Genomic DNA, 14,894 nt, shown 5'->3' on the forward strand with positions numbered 1-14,894 from the left:
GGCTCGCAACGCAGGTCAGTGGCGCAGTTTACCCGCCGGCACCCTGTGCGCCGTCATGCGCGGCCGGTGTGTCGGGCGCGGCGGTGGTCGCGGCTGGCCGGGCAGGGCGCAGCAGATGCGTCAACGTGCCGATGCTGTCGGTGATGCGGTCGATGGTGTCGGCCAGTGCGGCGGTGGCCGGCGAGCCGTCGGGCAGGGCCGCCAATGCATCGGACAGCTGGCGCTCTGCGCTGCGCAAGGTGGCCGCGGCCGGAATGCCGCCGTCGAGCAGGCAGGCGATCAGCTCGGACAGCGCCTGGTCGGCCTGTTGCGCGAATGCCGGCAGCGCGTCCAGCACAGGCAGGGGATGGCCGTCGCGCAGCACCGCCTCCAGCGACAAGGTGGCGCGGATCAGCCGGTTGCCGTTGGCCAGCAACGACTCGGCGAGTTTGAGCTCGTGCAGATTGCGCCGGCTGCGCGGCTCGCCGCGCAGGCGTTCGATCGAGGCCTGCGCATTGGTGCGCGCCACGCGTGCGGCAGCGCGGGTGTCGCCCAGATCCTCCATCCTGCCGAGCAACAGATTGCGCAGATGATCGCGATACGCGCTGAGCAGCTGCGCCAGCGAGGCGCGGATGTGCCGGCGCTCGCGCGTGGGCCACAGCGCATAGGCGATCAGCGCCCAGGCGCTGCCGGCCACCGTCGCCTGCAGGCGCGCACCGATGGCCTCGCCCGGTGCCACGCCCTCGAAGGACAGCAGCAGCACCAGCATGCCGGTCAGGAACGCCACGCCGATGCCGTAGTTCACCTGCGTCAGCAGGCGGAAGCCCAGGCAGAACAGCGCCAGCAACGCCAGGCGGACGCTCGCGCCGTCCATCGCCAGATGCGCCAGCAAGGTCGCCACCAGCAGGCCGACGAAGGTGCCGGCCACGCGCAGGGCACCGAAGCTGAAGGTGCCGCCGAAATCCGGCTTGAGCACGATGGCGGTGGTCATCGGAATCCAGAAGCCGTGCGGGATCTGCTGCCAGCGCTGGAAGGCGATCGCCAGTGCCAGGCACACGCCGCAGCGCAAGGCATGCCGGAAGGCCACCGACGACAGATCCAGGTTCGCGCGCAGCGTGGCCCAGGTCGCGGCGGGCCTGAGTGCCGCCGGCAGGCGCGCTTCGGCCAGCTGCGCCTGGATTTCGCCACGGCTGCTGGCCCAATGCGCGTTGCGGATCAGCGCGCGCAGCTGGCCGCCCAGGCCTTGCGCGCGCGCCACCGCCACCCGCACCAGCCGGCGTTCCCGGGTATCGGCGTTGTCGTGCTGGAACTGCGCCAGCGCGGCGACCAGATCGTCGAAGCCGGTCATCGAGGCATTGGCGGCGAGCGGGTCTTCGCCCACCGTCATCGCATGCGCGAGCTGTTCCAGCACGATGGCGCTGCGTTCGAGCACGCGCTCGATCGCCGGGCGCGCCTGCGACTCGGTCAGGCGGGTGTCGGCATCGGCCAGCGACAGCAGCTCCAGCCGCACGCGCTCGCACAGCTCGGCAATGATGCGGAAGCTCTGCACGGCGATCGCGCGCGAGCGGTGCTCGCCATGCAGCATCACCATCGCATCGAGCACTTCCTGGGTGGCCGGCGGCGGGGCGCTGGCTTCTGGACGCTGGCGTGCGATGCCGGCCAGTTGACGCATCAGGTCGGCCAGCGCGAAGCGCTCCGGGCGATAGCGTTGCAGCGGCCAGGCGGCCAACGCCAGCACCACCTGGAGCAGGCCGCCGGCAAAGATCAACGCCGCCACGCCCGCGGCCTGTTGCATCGGCAGGCGCATGTCGGCGCTGACCACCAGCAGGATCATGCTGGTCAGCCCCACCCGCGCTGCCACCGGGCCCAGTGCCACCAGCAAGCCGCCGCCAAGACCGAGCAGCAACCCGGCGATCACCAATGCCGGCGTGTTGTGGCCGACCCAGATGCCGAGCAACGCAGCCAGGCCCGCTGCCAGCGCGGCCATCAGCATGCGTTGCAGACGCGCGCGATACGGGCCGGGCTGATCGGTGAACATGGTGTTGAGCGCGCCGGTACATACGGCCAGACCGGCGGCGACGTGCCCGGTGGCCACACCGACCGCCAGCGGCAGCACCACCGCGGCGGTGTTGCGCAGCGCAACGCGCAATGGCACGTCGCGCGGCTTGAGGTCGATCAGCGTGCGCAGCATGGCATGGGGTTCAATGCGGACGCACGGCGCGGCTGCGGCGCGTGCACACGCTCGAAACACGGCGCGCTGCGCACAGCTGCTGCATTGTCATTGCGTTGCGCGGCATTGCGAGGGCGCGGCGGCGCGCCGATGGCCACCGCCGAGCGAATGCGCCCGAAGACCTGTGCGACGCGTGCCTGGAATTGCCCCAGCCATCGCCCGCTCATGCCTCGACAGTGGCATAGCGCTCCGGCGCAGGGTGCAGATGCCCGCACTGGCTGCAGGTGCGCAGCGCGAGCGAACGATAGAAATGATCGAACACCGGCGGAAAATCGGTTTCGATGTCCTGCAGCGGAAACATCGCCTCGTACAGTTTGTGATTGCACTGCGGGCAATACCACTGCAGGCCGTCCTGCTCGTTGGGCAGGCGCTCGCGTTCGATCACCAGGCCGATCGAGCCGGCCGTACGCTGCGGCGAATGCGGCACCTTCGGCGGCAGCAGGAAGATCTCGCCGGCGCGGATCGGGATGTCGCGTGCCACGCCTTCGTCCTGCACCTTCAGCACCATCTCGCCTTCGAGCTGGAAGAACCACTCCGGGCCTTCGTCGTAGTGATAGTCGGTGCGCGCATTCGGCCCACCGACGATCATGATGATGAAGCCGTCCTGCTGGATGCATTTGTTGCCCACCGGTGGCTTGAGCAGGTGGCGGTGTTGCTCGATCCAGGCTTGCAGGTTGATCGGCGGGACCAGCATCGACGTTCCTCGGCAAAGAAGACGTCCAGCATAGCCAACCGACGGCGCCGATGGGCGCCGCGGCGGGATGGTGTGCGGGTGCGGCTCAGCGTTCGGCGTGATCGGCCTGGATGCGCGCCAATGCGGCGTCGTAACGTTCCTGCAGCAGCTCCGGGCGGTCGATCGACATGCCCAGGTCGTGCGCACGTCCGTCGCGCAGGCTGTAGACCCAGCCATGCACCTGCAGTGCCTGGCCGCGGTCCCAGGCGTCGCGCACGATGGTGGTGCGGCACACATTGACCACCTGCTCGAGCACGTTGAGCTCGCACAGGCGCGCGTGCTGCACCGGCAGGTCGCCCGCGTCGTGCAGGCAGGCCTCGTGCTTGTCGGCCACATCGGTGACGTGACGGATCCAGTTGTCGACCAGGCCCATGCGCTTCTGGGTCAGGCTGGCGAACACGCCGCCGCAGCCGTAATGGCCGACCACCAGGATGTGCTTGACCTTGAGCACGTCGACTGCGAACTGGATCACCGACAGGCAGTTCAGGTCGGTGTGCACCACCACGTTGGCGATATTGCGGTGGACGAACACCTCGCCCGGGGCCATGTCGATGATCTGGTTGGCCGGCACGCGCGAGTCCGAGCAGCCGATCCACAGGTACTCGGGCGTCTGCTGGGTGGACAGCTTGGAGAAGAATTCCGGGTCCTCGCGGCGGATGCGCTCGGACCAGGCACGGTTGTTTTCAAGCAAATGGTTGAGCTCGTTCATGCGCGCAGTATTCCAGAGGAAGGAGGGCAGTGTGTGATCGACAGATGAGCGAGAAGCGGTGTTGCAGAAATCGGTGGTGTGCCGCGCCGCTCAGACCGCGCGGTCGCGTGCAAGCAGGGCATCGCGCATCAGCGACGCCACATCGCGGGTGTCGGCCGATGCCTGTTGCTGCAATGCATCGCTCACGGCCGCCACATTAGCGGCCGGATGATTCTGGCTGAGCTTGAAGGTCAGCTCGATGCGGCTGGGAACGAAGCGGAAGCCAACCAGGCCGCGTAACTGGCGGCGGTGGCTGTCGCGCTGCATCTCGAACAGCCAGTCGCTGCCGATGCGCTGCTCGAAGTGCGCGCTCATGCGGCCGATCAGGTCGCCCAGCGCCGCCTCATCGCTCACCTGCTCGCAGCGTCCATGCAGATGCGCCACGGCGTAGTTCCAGGTCGGCACGCGTGCGGCCGCTTCCTTGTCCGGATACCAGCTCGGCGACACATAGGCGTGCGGGCCCTGCACCACGATTACCGCATCGCCGGGGCTGCGTGCCTGCGGATTGGGGCGCGCCCAGTGGCCTTCGATGACCACTGCCTGCGCCTGGCGTCGGTACAGCACCGGCAGATGCGAGATCGCCGGCTGCCCGTCCTCGCCCTGGCTGATCAGTGTGACGAACGGGTCGCGCGCGATCAGCCAGTCCAGCAAGGCCAGATCGGTCTGCGCGAACGCGCGCGGGGCGTACATGTCAGGCGCGACCGCCCAGGGTCAGCACCATGCGTTCGCGCAGGTCGGCATCGTCGTCTCCGCGCGGCGGCGACACCTCGTCGAGCGAGAAGCCACGCATCAGCGCGTCTTCCTCGTCCAGCCCGTCGAGCGCGACGAATTCGGCATCGAACAAGGCCGCGCGGGCGCTGTCTTCGCTGTCGTAGGGAAGGATCTTGCCGTCGCTGTCCAGGACTTCGGCGGTACCGGCCTGCTTGACGCGCAGGCGCGCCCAGATCAGCGTGCGGCCGATCGTGGCCAGCCACCACGAATCGTGGTGGTCCTGTGCGGTGTCTTGCGATGTATTCATGGCATTACCTTGGAAAGCAGGCCGAGCAGGGCCGCCATGCCCAGGCCGAAGAAGATGGTCAGCAGCGACAGCCAGGCGGGTGTGGCCAGACCGGACAGCGCATTGTCGCGGTGGCTGCGGTAGCGCCGTGTCAGCAACCAGCGCAGTGCCGCAGGGCTGATGAAGGCCGGATCACCGAAGCTGGCCAGCGCCTCGGGATGACGGTCGCGCAGGTGCACCAGCGTCAGTGGCCAGAAGATCAGCAAGGCGGTGAGCCCGGCGACGGCGACGCCGACAAAACACAGTGCGAAGAACAGGGTCATGTGCCCGCCGGCCTCAGTACGCGTTGCAGAAGTGCTGCGCCAGCCACCGGCGCAGCGATGGTCCACCCCAACAGACGCCTGGCCTGGAAGGGGGCCTGGCGTGCCGTATCACCCTGCCGCCACGCACCTGGAACCGGAGGCGTGGCTGCCGGCTCGGCTGGCCGGACGCCGCACACGCCGGCCATGCCGAGGCTTGGCAAGGCCGGCGCCAAGGCCGGCGATTGCGGGTGCGGGGTGGCGGCAGCCAGCAGGCGCACGGTCAGAACTCGGCGCTGCCCGGTGCGCGCGGGTAGGGGATGGCGTCCCGGATATTGCTCAGCCCGCACACGTAGACCACCAGGCGCTCGAAGCCCAAGCCGAAGCCGGCATGCGGCACCGAGCCGTAGCGACGGAAATCGCGGTACCAGCCGTAGTGCTCCTGATCCAGGCCGAACTGCGCCATGCGCGCATCCAGCACGTCCAGGCGCTCTTCGCGCTGGCTGCCGCCGATGATCTCGCCGATGCCCGGCGCCAGCACGTCCATCGCCGCGACGGTCTTGCCGTCGTCGTTCAGGCGCATGTAGAAGGCCTTGATGTGCTCGGGGTAGTTGGTCACCACCACCGGGCGGCCGATATGTTCTTCGGTCAGCCAGCGCTCGTGCTCGGTCTGCAGGTCCAGGCCCCATTCGACCGGGAAGTCGAACTTCTTGCCCGAGTTCTGCAGCAGCTTCACCGCCTCGGTGTAGTCGATCTGCTCGAACGGCGCATTGATGAAGGCTTCCAGCTTGCTGATGGCGTTCTTGTCCACGCGCTCGGCCAGGAAGGCCAGATCGTCGCCACGTTCGTCCAGGACGGCGCGGAACAGGTACTTGAGGAACTGTTCGGCCAGGCGCGCGTCTTCGGCCAGGTCGGCGAAGGCGATTTCCGGCTCGATCATCCAGAACTCGGCCAGATGGCGCGTGGTATGGCTGTTCTCGGCGCGGAAGGTCGGGCCGAAGGTGTAGACCTTGCTCAGCGCCAGGCAGTACGCCTCCACGTTGAGCTGGCCGGACACGGTCAGGAAGGTTTCCTTGCCGAAGAAGTCGCGGCTGAAATCCACCGCACCGCTGGCATCGCGCGGCAGGTTCACCATGTCCAGCGTGGAGACGCGGAACATCTGCCCGGCACCTTCGGCGTCGGAGGTGGTGATGATCGGGGTGCTGATCCAGTTGAAGCCGTTCTGGTGGAAGAAGCGGTGCACCGCCTGCGCCAGGCAGTTGCGGATGCGGGTGACCGCACCGAACAGGTTGGTGCGCGGGCGCAGGTGCGCCACTTCACGCAGGAACTCCGGCGACATCGGCTTGGGCTGGATCGGGTAGGTCAGCGGGTCCTCGACCCAGCCGACGATCTCCACGCCGCTGGCCTGGATCTCGAACGACTGGCCCTTGCCCTGCGACTTCACCAGCACGCCCTTGGCGATCAGCGAGCAGCCGCTGGTCAGGCGCTTGATCTCGTCGAAGTTGGGCAGGGTGTCGTTGGCCACCACCTGGATCGGGGCAAAGCACGAGCCATCGGTCACGTTGATGAAGGCCAGTCCGGCAGATCCGCGCAGCGTGCGCACCCACCCCCGTACCGTGACTTCGCCGCCTTCCGGGAGTTTCCCCGCAAGCGCATGTTCAACGCTGACCACCGTCATGACTTGTCCTCGCCGTAGCGACTTTGAATGGCCTGCGAGTTTACTGGCTGCGGGCGCGCTGGCGCGAGCATCTGAACGGCTTGCCGGTGGTCGCGCTTGTCGACGGCGGGGCATGGCCCCATCTGGGGAACACGTCGTATCAGCGGGTGCAGCCCCGGTCATTGCAGCCTCGCTATACTTGCCACCAGTGTTTCACCATCGTTTCCGGAGCATCTCCCATGGCCATCAGCCTCACCCCCGCCGCGCTGGAGCGCGTGCAGCGTTTCGTGCAGCAGACCCCGGGGACGCTGGGTCTGCGCTTTGGCGTGACCAAGACCGGTTGCTCGGGTTGGGGCCATGTCACCGACCTGGCGCGCGAGAAGCGCGACGACGATGCGGTGTTCGAGCAGCAGGGGGTGCGCATCTTCGTCGACCCGGTCAGCCTGCCGCTGGTCGATGGCACCTGCATCGATTTCGGCAAGCACGGTCTCAGCGAGACCTTCACCTTCAACAATCCCAACGCGACCGCCGAGTGCGGGTGCGGGGAAAGCTTCACGACCGAAGCCGAGCATCGCTGAGCCCGGCTGAGCCCACCGGCACTAGAGTTCCTTCTCCCTTCGGGAGAAGGTGCCCGAAGGGCGGAGGAGGGCACGGGCGAAGCCATGAGCCTTCGAATTCTGCGCGGGCTTCGCCACCTGACCCTTACCCCCAACCCCTCTCCCGAGAGGAGAGGGGCTTTTAGCCTCACGGCAGTCTGCCCGGTTGCGGCTAAGCGACTGAACTGCCATACTTTCCGGCTTCCTGCCCGGTTCTGGGCGGAAACCCTTGCTCCACCGGCCGCCTTGCGCGGGTCACCGGGGAGCTGTCCGGCCCACGTGGCCACATCCGAAAGGTAATACAACATGAGTCGTCATTACGAAGTCGTGTTCCTGGTCCACCCGGATCAGAGCGAGCAGGTCCCGGCCATGATCGAGCGCTACAAGTCGCTGATCGAGGGTGGTAACGGCACCATCCACCGTCTGGAAGACTGGGGCCGTCGTCAGCTGGCCTACCCGATCCAGAACCTGGTGAAGGCGCATTACGTGCTGCTCAACATCGAAGTCGACCAGGCCGTGCTGAGCGAGCTGGTGGAAAGCTTCCGCTTCAACGATGCGGTGCTGCGTCACCTGGTCGTCAAGCGCGACGGCCCGGACACCGAGCAGTCGCTGATCATGAAGAGCAAGGACGAGAAGGGCGACAAGCCCGAGCGTAGCGAGCGTCGTCGTCGTGATGACGATGAGGGCGATGCTGCACCTGCCGCCACCGATACCGACGGCGACAACGCCGAAGCCGCTTAAGGAGCGCTGTCATGTCCAAGTTCTTCCGTCGTCGCAAGTTCTGCAAGTTCACCGCCGAGGGCGTCAAGGAGATCGATTACAAGGATCTCAACACCCTGCGCCAGTACCTCACCGAGAACGGCAAGATCGTTCCGAGCCGCGTGACCGGCACCAAGTCCAAGTACCAGCGTCAGCTGGCTACGGCCGTCAAGCGCTCGCGTTTCCTGGCGCTGATCCCGTACACGGACAATCACGACGTCTAATCCGAGTCCCTCGGAATAGCCCGCACGGTTGTATGTGAGTCCCTCAGTTGTATGTGGGTCCCTCACAAGAGCCCGCACATCCATGTGCGGGTTACTAAAAATATAGAGGCCGGTCGTTCGAGATGCGGTGTTGATCGTGCTGTTGCGATTCCCAAATCCCGATTCCCGAATCCCGTCTTTTCGGACAGCAAACGTTGCGTCGGACAAAGCGCCGGCGCTAACGAATAACGGAGCACCACCATGGATCTGATTCTTCTGCAGAAAGTGACCAATCTCGGCGGCCTGGGCGACAAGGTCAGCGTCAAGCCGGGTTACGGCCGCAACTTCCTCGTGCCGCAGGGCAAGGCCGTGCCGGCCACCGCTGCCAACGTTGAAGCGTTTGAAGCCAAGCGTGCCGATTACGAAGCCAAGGCCAACACCATCCTGGCCGATGCCCAGAGCCGCGCCGGCAAGTTCGAAGGCGCCAGCGTCGCCATCGGTGCGCATGCGTCGACCGAAGGCAAGCTGTACGGCTCGGTCGGTCCGCGCGACATCGCCGAGGCGTTCACCGCCGCCGGCCTGCCGCTGGAAAAGAGCGAAGTGATCCTGGGCGAAGGCGCATTCCGCAATGTCGGCGAGTACGACGTTGTGCTGCACCTGCACGCCGATGTGGAAACCTCGGTCAAGGTCATCGTCGAATCCGACGCCTGATCCGCGCTGCATGCTGTACCCGAAGGGCGCCTGGTTGGGCGCCCTTCGTCTTTGTGCGGCCGCGCCAACGATGGCAGGCCCGCTATACTCATGTTCCATTTCCGGTTCCACGGCCTGCAGATCTTGTGGATCAAGGGCTTAGGTGTCGGCTTCACAGGAAAAAGCGCCTGCCGGCCTCGCCCGTGCGGTGCCCGGAACCTTCAGCCCCATGCGCCTGTCCACGATCAAACTGTCCGGTTTCAAGTCGTTCGTCGACCCGACCACGTTGCACCTGCCCACCAACATGACCGGCATCGTCGGACCCAATGGCTGCGGCAAGTCCAACATCATCGACGCGGTGCGTTGGGTGATGGGCGAAAGTTCGGCCAGCCGCCTGCGTGGCGACTCGCTGACCGACGTGATCTTCTCCGGCTCCTCGGCGCGCAAGCCGGTGTCGCAGGCGACGGTGGAGCTGATCTTCGACAATTCCGATCACACCATCAGCGGCGAGTTCGCCTCGTTCAACGAGATCTCGGTCAAGCGCCTGGTCAGCCGCGACGGCAACAGCGCCTACTACCTCAACGGCACCAAGTGCCGGCGCCGCGACATCACCGACCTGTTCCTGGGCACCGGTCTTGGCCCGCGCAGCTACTCGATCATCGAGCAGGGCATGATCAGCCAGATCATCGAGGCGCGCCCGGAAGACCTGCGCGTGTACCTGGAAGAAGCCGCCGGCATTTCCAAGTACAAGGAGCGCCGCAAGGAAACCGAAACGCGCATCCGGCATACCCGCGAGAACCTCGATCGCCTGGGCGACCTGCGCGAAGAGATCACCAAGCAACTGGCGCATCTGCAGCGCCAGGCGCGCCAGGCCGAGCAGTATCAGGCCTTGCAGGAAGAGCGCCGGATCAAGGACGCCGAGTGGAAGGCGCTGGAATACCGCGGGCTGGATGGGCGGCTGCAGGGCCTGCGCGAGAAATTGAACCAGGAAGAGACCCGGCTGCAGCAGCTGATCGCCGAACAGCGCGATGCCGAGGCACGGATCGAGACCGGGCGCGCGCGTCGCGAGGAAGCCGCCGAAGCGGTGGCCAAGGCGCAGGCCGATGTCTATCAGGTCGGTGGTGCGTTGGCGCGCATCGAGCAGCAGATCCAGCACCAGCGCGAGCTCTCGCATCGCCTGCACAAGGCGCGCGACGAGGCGCAGAGCCAGCTGCAGGAACTGACCCAGCACATCAGCGGCGACTCGGCCAGGCTGGCGGTGTTGCGCGAGGCGGTGGACGCTGCCGAACCGCAGCTGGAACAGCTGCGCGAAGACCACGAATTCCGCCAGGAGTCGCTACGCGAGGCCGAGGCGCGCCTGGCCGACTGGCAGCAGCGTTGGGAAACCCATAACCGCGACACCGGCGAAGCCTCGCGTGCCGGCGAGGTGGAACGCACGCGTGTGGATTATCTTGATCGCCAGTCGCTGGAGGCCGAGCGCCGCCGCGAAGCGCTGGTCAACGAGCGCGCCGGGCTGGATCTGGACGCGCTGGCCGAGGCGTTCGAGCAGATCGAGCTGCGCCATGAAACCCAGAAGACTTCGCTGGACGGGCTGACCGAGCAGGTCGAAGCGCGCAAGCACGCGCTCGGCGGGCTGCAGGAACAACAGCGCGCCAGCCAGGGCGAGCTGGCCGAGGTGCGCAAGCAGGCGCAGGCCGCGCGTGGCCGGCTGTCGTCGCTGGAAACCTTGCAGCAGGCCGCACTCGGCCAGGAGCAGGGCGCGGCGGTGGCGTGGCTGACCTCGCGCGGGCTGGATTCTGCCGCGCGTGTGGGCGAGCGCATCACGGTCGAAAGCGGCTGGGAAAACGCGGTCGAAGGCGCCTTGGGGCAGTTGATCGAAGGCGTGCTGGTGGAGGCGCCCGAGCAACTGGTCGATGCGCTGGGCGAATTGGGTGATGGCCGCATCGCGCTGGTGTCCAGTGCCGACGACAACGCGACATTTGCGCCGACCTCGCTGGCGGCCAAGGTGCAGGGGCCGATCGCGATCCGTCGCCTGCTCGCGCGCCTGCACGCGGCCGAGGATCTGGACGCGGCACGCACGCTGCAGCGCAGCCTGCCCGAGGGCGATTCGGTCATCACCCGCAGCGGCGAGCGGCTGGGCGAGGGTTGGGTGCGGGTATCGCGTTCCGGCGCGGCCAAGCAGGGCGCCTTGCTGCGCGAGCGCGAGATCCAGGAGCTGCGCGCGCAGATCGAAACGCTGCAGGAGCGCGAAGCCGAGCTTGAACAGCGCCTGGGCAGCTTCCGCGAGCAGCTGCTGGCGGCCGAACAGCAGCGCGAAGATGCGCAGCGCCAGTTGTACATGGCGCATCGCAGCGTGTCCGAACTGGCCGGCCAGCTGCAGAGTCAGCAGGGCAAGGTCGATGCCGCGCGCACGCGCATCGAACGCATCGAAAACGAATTGTCGCAGCTGCTGGAAACGCTGGACACCAGCCGCGAGCAGGCACGCGAGGCACGCGCCAAGCTCGAAGACGCGGTGACCCTGATGGGCGATCTGCAAGGGACCCGCGAGGCGCTGGAGAACGAACGCCGCCAGCTCACCGATGCGCGCGACCAGGCCCGCGATGCCGCACGTGGCGTGCGCGATGCGATGCACGCATTGGCGCTCACGCTGGAATCGCAACGCACCCAGATCACCTCGCTGAGCCAGACGCTGGAGCGCATGGACAGCCAGCGTGGCCAGCTCGATACGCGCCTGGAGGATCTGGTCGCCCAGCTCAGCGACGGCGACTCGCCGGTGGAAACGCTGGAACACGAGCATCAGGCCGCCTTGAGCGAGCGTGTGCGTACCGAGCGCGTGCTGAGCGAGGCGCGCACGATGCTGGAGAGCATCGATGGCGAGCTGCGCAGCTACGAGCAGACCCGTCAGCAGCGCGACGAACAGGCGCTGGCACAGCGCGAGCGCATCTCGCAGCGCAAGCTCGATCAGCAGGCGCTGGTGCTCAGCGCAGAGCAATTGGAGGCCGCCGTGGTGAAAGCCGGCTTCGTGCTCGAGGACGTGGTCAATGGATTGCCGGAAGCAGCGAACGTGGCCGAGTGGGAAGCGGCAGTCGGCCAGATCGACGGGCGCATGCGGCGGCTGGAGCCGGTCAATCTGGCCGCGATCCAGGAGTACGGCGAGGCTGCGCAGCGTTCGGAATATCTGGACGCACAGAACCTGGATCTCAACACTGCACTGGAGACGCTGGAAGAGGCGATCCGCAAGATCGACCGCGAAACCCGCGGCCGCTTCAAGGACACCTTCGACCGGGTCAACTCCGGCGTCCAGGCACTGTATCCGCGCCTGTTCGGCGGTGGCCACGCGTATCTGGAGCTCACCGGCGAAGACCTGCTCGACACCGGCGTGACCATCATGGCGCGCCCGCCGGGCAAGCGCGTGTCCAGCATTTCGCTGCTGTCCGGTGGCGAGAAGGCGATGACCGCGGTGGCGCTGGTGTTTGCGATCTTCCAGCTCAATCCGGCGCCGTTCTGCCTGCTCGACGAGGTGGACGCACCGCTGGACGAAGCCAATGTCGGCCGGCTGGCCAACATGGTGCGGGAAATGAGCGAGAAGGTGCAGTTCCTGTTCGTCAGTCACAACAAGGCAACGATGGAGGCGGCGCGTCAGCTCTCGGGCGTGACCATGCGCGAGCCGGGCGTCAGCCGCCTGGTCAGCGTGGACCTGGAAGAGGCCGCACGTTTGGCGGGTGCGGCATGACGTGCCATGCTTGTTGGAATATCGACACCTGTCACTCTTATGCGGAGGCACGCTGAATGTCCGACATGGCCATGATCCGGATCGGGATCCTGATCGCTGGACTGCTGCTGGTCGCGGCCATCTTCCTGTTTGGTCGCCCGAAAAAATCGCCGCAAGGCCGCCGGGTCGACAAGGACGACGGGCAGCCGCGCGAGCGCCGCGAACCGGTCATTTCCGGCGAGCCCGGCGTGGAGGGCGACCCGTTCGCGCGCAGTGAAGGCGCTGAGCAAAGCGAACTGAACCTGGACGATGCCGATGCGGCCGGCGGCAACGATGTCGGCAAGCGCCCGAACCAGGACTTCGACAAGATCGTGTCGCTGTTCGTTGCCGCCAAGGCCGGCCAGGTCCTGCGCGGAGAAGACATTGTCGTCGCTGCCGAGAAGACCGGGCTGGTGTTCGGGCACATGAATGTGTTCCACCGCCTGGTGGAAGGGCACCCGGAGCGCGGGCCGATCTTCAGCATGGCCAGCATCCTCAAGCCCGGCAGTTTCGACATGGCCAACATCCGCGAGATGCAGACCCCGGCGATTGCGTTCTTCCTCACCTTGCCGGCGCCGATGACCGCGCTGGATGCCTGGGAAAAGATGCTGCCGACCGTGCAGCGCATGGCCGAACTGCTCGACGGCGTGGTGCTGGACGACAGCCGCAATGCGCTGGGCCGTCAACGGGTGGCGCATATCCGCGACGAGCTGCGCGCCTACGACCGCCAGCACCAGGCCCCGCCGCTGACCAAGTCGCCGCGCTGGTGAGTTCCCTCTCCCGCAGGAGAGGGCATCAAAGCCACTCTCCTGCGGGAGAGGAGTTGGGGTGAGGGTACGGGCGAAGCCCTGGGGTAGTTGGACGGCACAAGGCTTCGCTTGCACCCTCATCCGCCCCTTCGGTGCACCTTCTCCCGATGGGAGAAGGGATGACCACCCAGCGCCGTGCGCTCAGCGCTTCGCCTTGGCAAAGGCCTCGCGAAACCGCAGCATCTCCGCCTCGGTGCCGACGCTCACGCGCACGCGCTTGGGCCAGATCGGCCAGCTGCGGCCGACGATGACGCCTTGTTTCTGCATCGAATCGGCGAACACGCCGGCATCGCGCTTGACGTCGAGCAGGAAGCAGTTGGCCTGCGTGGGCAGGCAGGTGTAGCCCTTGGTCTTGAGCCAGGCGATGGTGTCGTCGCGCACGCGGGCGTTCTCCGCGCGACGGGTCTGCACCAGTTGCGGGTCGCGCAGGCTGGCGATGCCGGCGGCCATTGCCGGGACCGACAGCGGGTTGCTGCCCAGGCTGGCGAGCTTGGTCTGCAGCCCCGGCGGCGCCAGCGCGGCACCCAGGCGCAGGCCGGCCATGCCGTAGAGCTTGGAGAAGCTGCGCAGCACGATCAGGTCCTGGCGCTGACGCACCAGGTCGGCCACGGACGGCTCGTTGCTGTAGTGGATATACGCTTCGTCGACCACCAGCACGGCGCTGGCCGGCTTGTTGGCCAGCAGCCACTCGATATCGGCGCGCGGGGTGATGGCGCCGCTGGCGTTGCCGGGATTGCACAGGTAGATCAGGCCAGCAGTCGGGTCGGCCTTGGCCATTGCCTTGACGTCGTGGGCGCCGTCGGCCCGTAACGGCACCTTGCGTACCGGCACGCCGCGGGCATTTGCGCTGTCGACGATCGGATCGAAGCTCGGGTCGGCCACCACCAGCCCGGCACGCGCCGAGGTGAACAGGCTGCCGGCACGATTCAGCGCGTCCCTGGACCCGGGAAAGAACGCCAGATGGTCGCCGGGCAGCTGCAGCTCGCCGGTCATTAGATTGCGCAGGTCCTGCTCCATCTCGACCTGATAGCGGCCCGCGCGTGCCAGCGAGCGGGTTGCGGCATCCAGTGCGGCCGGTGCGGGGCCAAGCGGATGCTCGTTGAGGTTGAGAAACACCGCGCCCGCTGCCGGTGCCACGCCGGGCTTGGCCGGCGCAGCCGCGCGTTTGCGGGCTGCCTCGGCCGCAGGGGGCAGCCCCAGTGCGGAAACTGCCACGCCAACGCTGGCGAGGCTGAGAAACGAACGGCGCGAGACAGGCAACGACACGGGTAAGCTCCAGGCGAGCAGGCAAAGAGGGCGCCACGCTAGCGGGTTTGCGCCTGTCTGCCTATCGGGAAAATCGCTGCAGGGTTCGCTGTCGCACGGTTTGCCAGCTGCCGGGCCGCACTTGCACCCCGGCACGGCCCGTTAGAATGGGCGGCCCAGAGCCAGCCCAGCGATCGC

The 14,894-nt window shown here is 66.9% G+C and carries 14 protein-coding genes; 6 read left to right on the forward strand and 8 right to left on the reverse strand.

The annotated features are described in order from the left end of the window. Positions 1-28: 28 nt before the first annotated feature. From H7A87_RS08175 to asnS, 7 genes are all read right to left on the reverse strand, one after another. Entirely contained in the window at positions 29-2,170 is a 2,142-nt protein-coding gene (locus H7A87_RS08175) for an FUSC family protein (RefSeq protein WP_119129108.1), read from the reverse strand. Between the two features lie 202 nt (positions 2,171-2,372). Next, positions 2,373-2,903, reverse strand: a complete 531-nt coding sequence (locus H7A87_RS08180; RefSeq protein WP_119129110.1) for a 3-hydroxyanthranilate 3,4-dioxygenase — start codon at positions 2,901-2,903, stop codon at positions 2,373-2,375. Between the two features lie 85 nt (positions 2,904-2,988). After that, positions 2,989-3,651, reverse strand: coding sequence for a carbonate dehydratase (gene can / locus H7A87_RS08185; protein WP_016902447.1), 663 nt, complete (start codon positions 3,649-3,651; stop codon positions 2,989-2,991). Positions 3,652-3,741: 90 nt separating this feature from the next. Further along, on the reverse strand, positions 3,742-4,380 hold the full coding sequence (locus tag H7A87_RS08190; RefSeq protein WP_119129111.1) for an FMN-binding negative transcriptional regulator: 639 nt from the start codon (positions 4,378-4,380) through the stop codon (positions 3,742-3,744). Between the two features lies 1 nt (position 4,381). Continuing rightward, entirely contained in the window at positions 4,382-4,708 is a 327-nt protein-coding gene (locus tag H7A87_RS08195; RefSeq protein WP_104582803.1) for a hypothetical protein, read from the reverse strand. Next, entirely contained in the window at positions 4,705-5,010 is a 306-nt protein-coding gene (locus tag H7A87_RS08200; RefSeq protein WP_104582804.1) for a hypothetical protein, read from the reverse strand. The genes H7A87_RS08195 and H7A87_RS08200 overlap by 4 nt, the downstream gene beginning before the upstream one ends. A 259-nt stretch (positions 5,011-5,269) precedes the next feature. Continuing rightward, the gene (gene asnS, locus H7A87_RS08205; RefSeq protein ID WP_119129113.1) at positions 5,270-6,664 is read right to left on the reverse strand and encodes an asparagine--tRNA ligase; all 1,395 of its coding nucleotides are present in this window, start codon (positions 6,662-6,664) and stop codon (positions 5,270-5,272) included. Positions 6,665-6,882: 218 nt separating this feature from the next. Here asnS and H7A87_RS08210 point away from each other — a divergent pair, with 218 nt between their 5' ends. The 6 genes from H7A87_RS08210 to zipA all read left to right on the forward strand — a co-directional run bounded on the left by H7A87_RS08210 (position 6,883) and on the right by zipA (position 13,412). Next, positions 6,883-7,221, forward strand: a complete 339-nt coding sequence (locus H7A87_RS08210) for an iron-sulfur cluster assembly accessory protein (protein WP_115048965.1) — start codon at positions 6,883-6,885, stop codon at positions 7,219-7,221. Between the two features lie 324 nt (positions 7,222-7,545). Beyond that, entirely contained in the window at positions 7,546-7,980 is a 435-nt protein-coding gene (rpsF, locus tag H7A87_RS08215) for a 30S ribosomal protein S6 (RefSeq protein WP_006451585.1), read from the forward strand. Between the two features lie 11 nt (positions 7,981-7,991). Continuing rightward, a complete protein-coding gene (gene rpsR / locus H7A87_RS08220; RefSeq protein WP_005991243.1) occupies positions 7,992-8,222 on the forward strand; it encodes a 30S ribosomal protein S18 in 231 nt (76 codons plus the stop codon). Between the two features lie 240 nt (positions 8,223-8,462). After that, entirely contained in the window at positions 8,463-8,912 is a 450-nt protein-coding gene (rplI, locus tag H7A87_RS08225; protein WP_119129114.1) for a 50S ribosomal protein L9, read from the forward strand. A gap of 208 nt (positions 8,913-9,120) precedes the next feature. Next, entirely contained in the window at positions 9,121-12,624 is a 3,504-nt protein-coding gene (gene smc, locus H7A87_RS08230; protein WP_119129115.1) for a chromosome segregation protein SMC, read from the forward strand. Positions 12,625-12,680: 56 nt separating this feature from the next. Then, the gene (gene zipA, locus H7A87_RS08235; RefSeq protein WP_104648445.1) at positions 12,681-13,412 is read left to right on the forward strand and encodes a cell division protein ZipA; all 732 of its coding nucleotides are present in this window, start codon (positions 12,681-12,683) and stop codon (positions 13,410-13,412) included. A 180-nt stretch (positions 13,413-13,592) separates the two neighbouring features. On the opposite strand, the gene H7A87_RS08240 is transcribed toward zipA, so the two are convergent. Continuing rightward, complete coding sequence (locus H7A87_RS08240; RefSeq protein ID WP_119129116.1) at positions 13,593-14,717, reverse strand: pyridoxal phosphate-dependent aminotransferase; 1,125 nt, start codon at positions 14,715-14,717, stop codon at positions 13,593-13,595. Positions 14,718-14,894: the final 177 nt, after the last annotated feature.

The organism is Xanthomonas sp. CPBF 426, assembly GCF_903989465.1.
GTDB classification, from domain to species: domain Bacteria; phylum Pseudomonadota; class Gammaproteobacteria; order Xanthomonadales; family Xanthomonadaceae; genus Xanthomonas; species Xanthomonas euroxanthea.

Excerpts from the sequence above, each read along its gene's own strand:
- H7A87_RS08175 (WP_119129108.1), bottom strand. The coding sequence starts at position 2,170 with ATGCTGCGCACGCTGATCGACCTCAAGCCGCGCGACGTGCCATTGCGC.
- H7A87_RS08180 (WP_119129110.1), bottom strand. The coding sequence starts at position 2,903 with ATGCTGGTCCCGCCGATCAACCTGCAAGCCTGGATCGAGCAACACCGC.
- can (WP_016902447.1), bottom strand. The coding sequence starts at position 3,651 with ATGAACGAGCTCAACCATTTGCTTGAAAACAACCGTGCCTGGTCCGAG.
- H7A87_RS08190 (WP_119129111.1), bottom strand. The coding sequence starts at position 4,380 with ATGTACGCCCCGCGCGCGTTCGCGCAGACCGATCTGGCCTTGCTGGAC.
- H7A87_RS08195 (WP_104582803.1), bottom strand. The coding sequence starts at position 4,708 with ATGAATACATCGCAAGACACCGCACAGGACCACCACGATTCGTGGTGG.
- H7A87_RS08200 (WP_104582804.1), bottom strand. The coding sequence starts at position 5,010 with ATGACCCTGTTCTTCGCACTGTGTTTTGTCGGCGTCGCCGTCGCCGGG.
- asnS (WP_119129113.1), bottom strand. The coding sequence starts at position 6,664 with ATGACGGTGGTCAGCGTTGAACATGCGCTTGCGGGGAAACTCCCGGAA.
- H7A87_RS08210 (WP_115048965.1), top strand. The coding sequence starts at position 6,883 with ATGGCCATCAGCCTCACCCCCGCCGCGCTGGAGCGCGTGCAGCGTTTC.
- rpsF (WP_006451585.1), top strand. The coding sequence starts at position 7,546 with ATGAGTCGTCATTACGAAGTCGTGTTCCTGGTCCACCCGGATCAGAGC.
- rpsR (WP_005991243.1), top strand. The coding sequence starts at position 7,992 with ATGTCCAAGTTCTTCCGTCGTCGCAAGTTCTGCAAGTTCACCGCCGAG.
- rplI (WP_119129114.1), top strand. The coding sequence starts at position 8,463 with ATGGATCTGATTCTTCTGCAGAAAGTGACCAATCTCGGCGGCCTGGGC.
- smc (WP_119129115.1), top strand. The coding sequence starts at position 9,121 with ATGCGCCTGTCCACGATCAAACTGTCCGGTTTCAAGTCGTTCGTCGAC.
- zipA (WP_104648445.1), top strand. The coding sequence starts at position 12,681 with ATGTCCGACATGGCCATGATCCGGATCGGGATCCTGATCGCTGGACTG.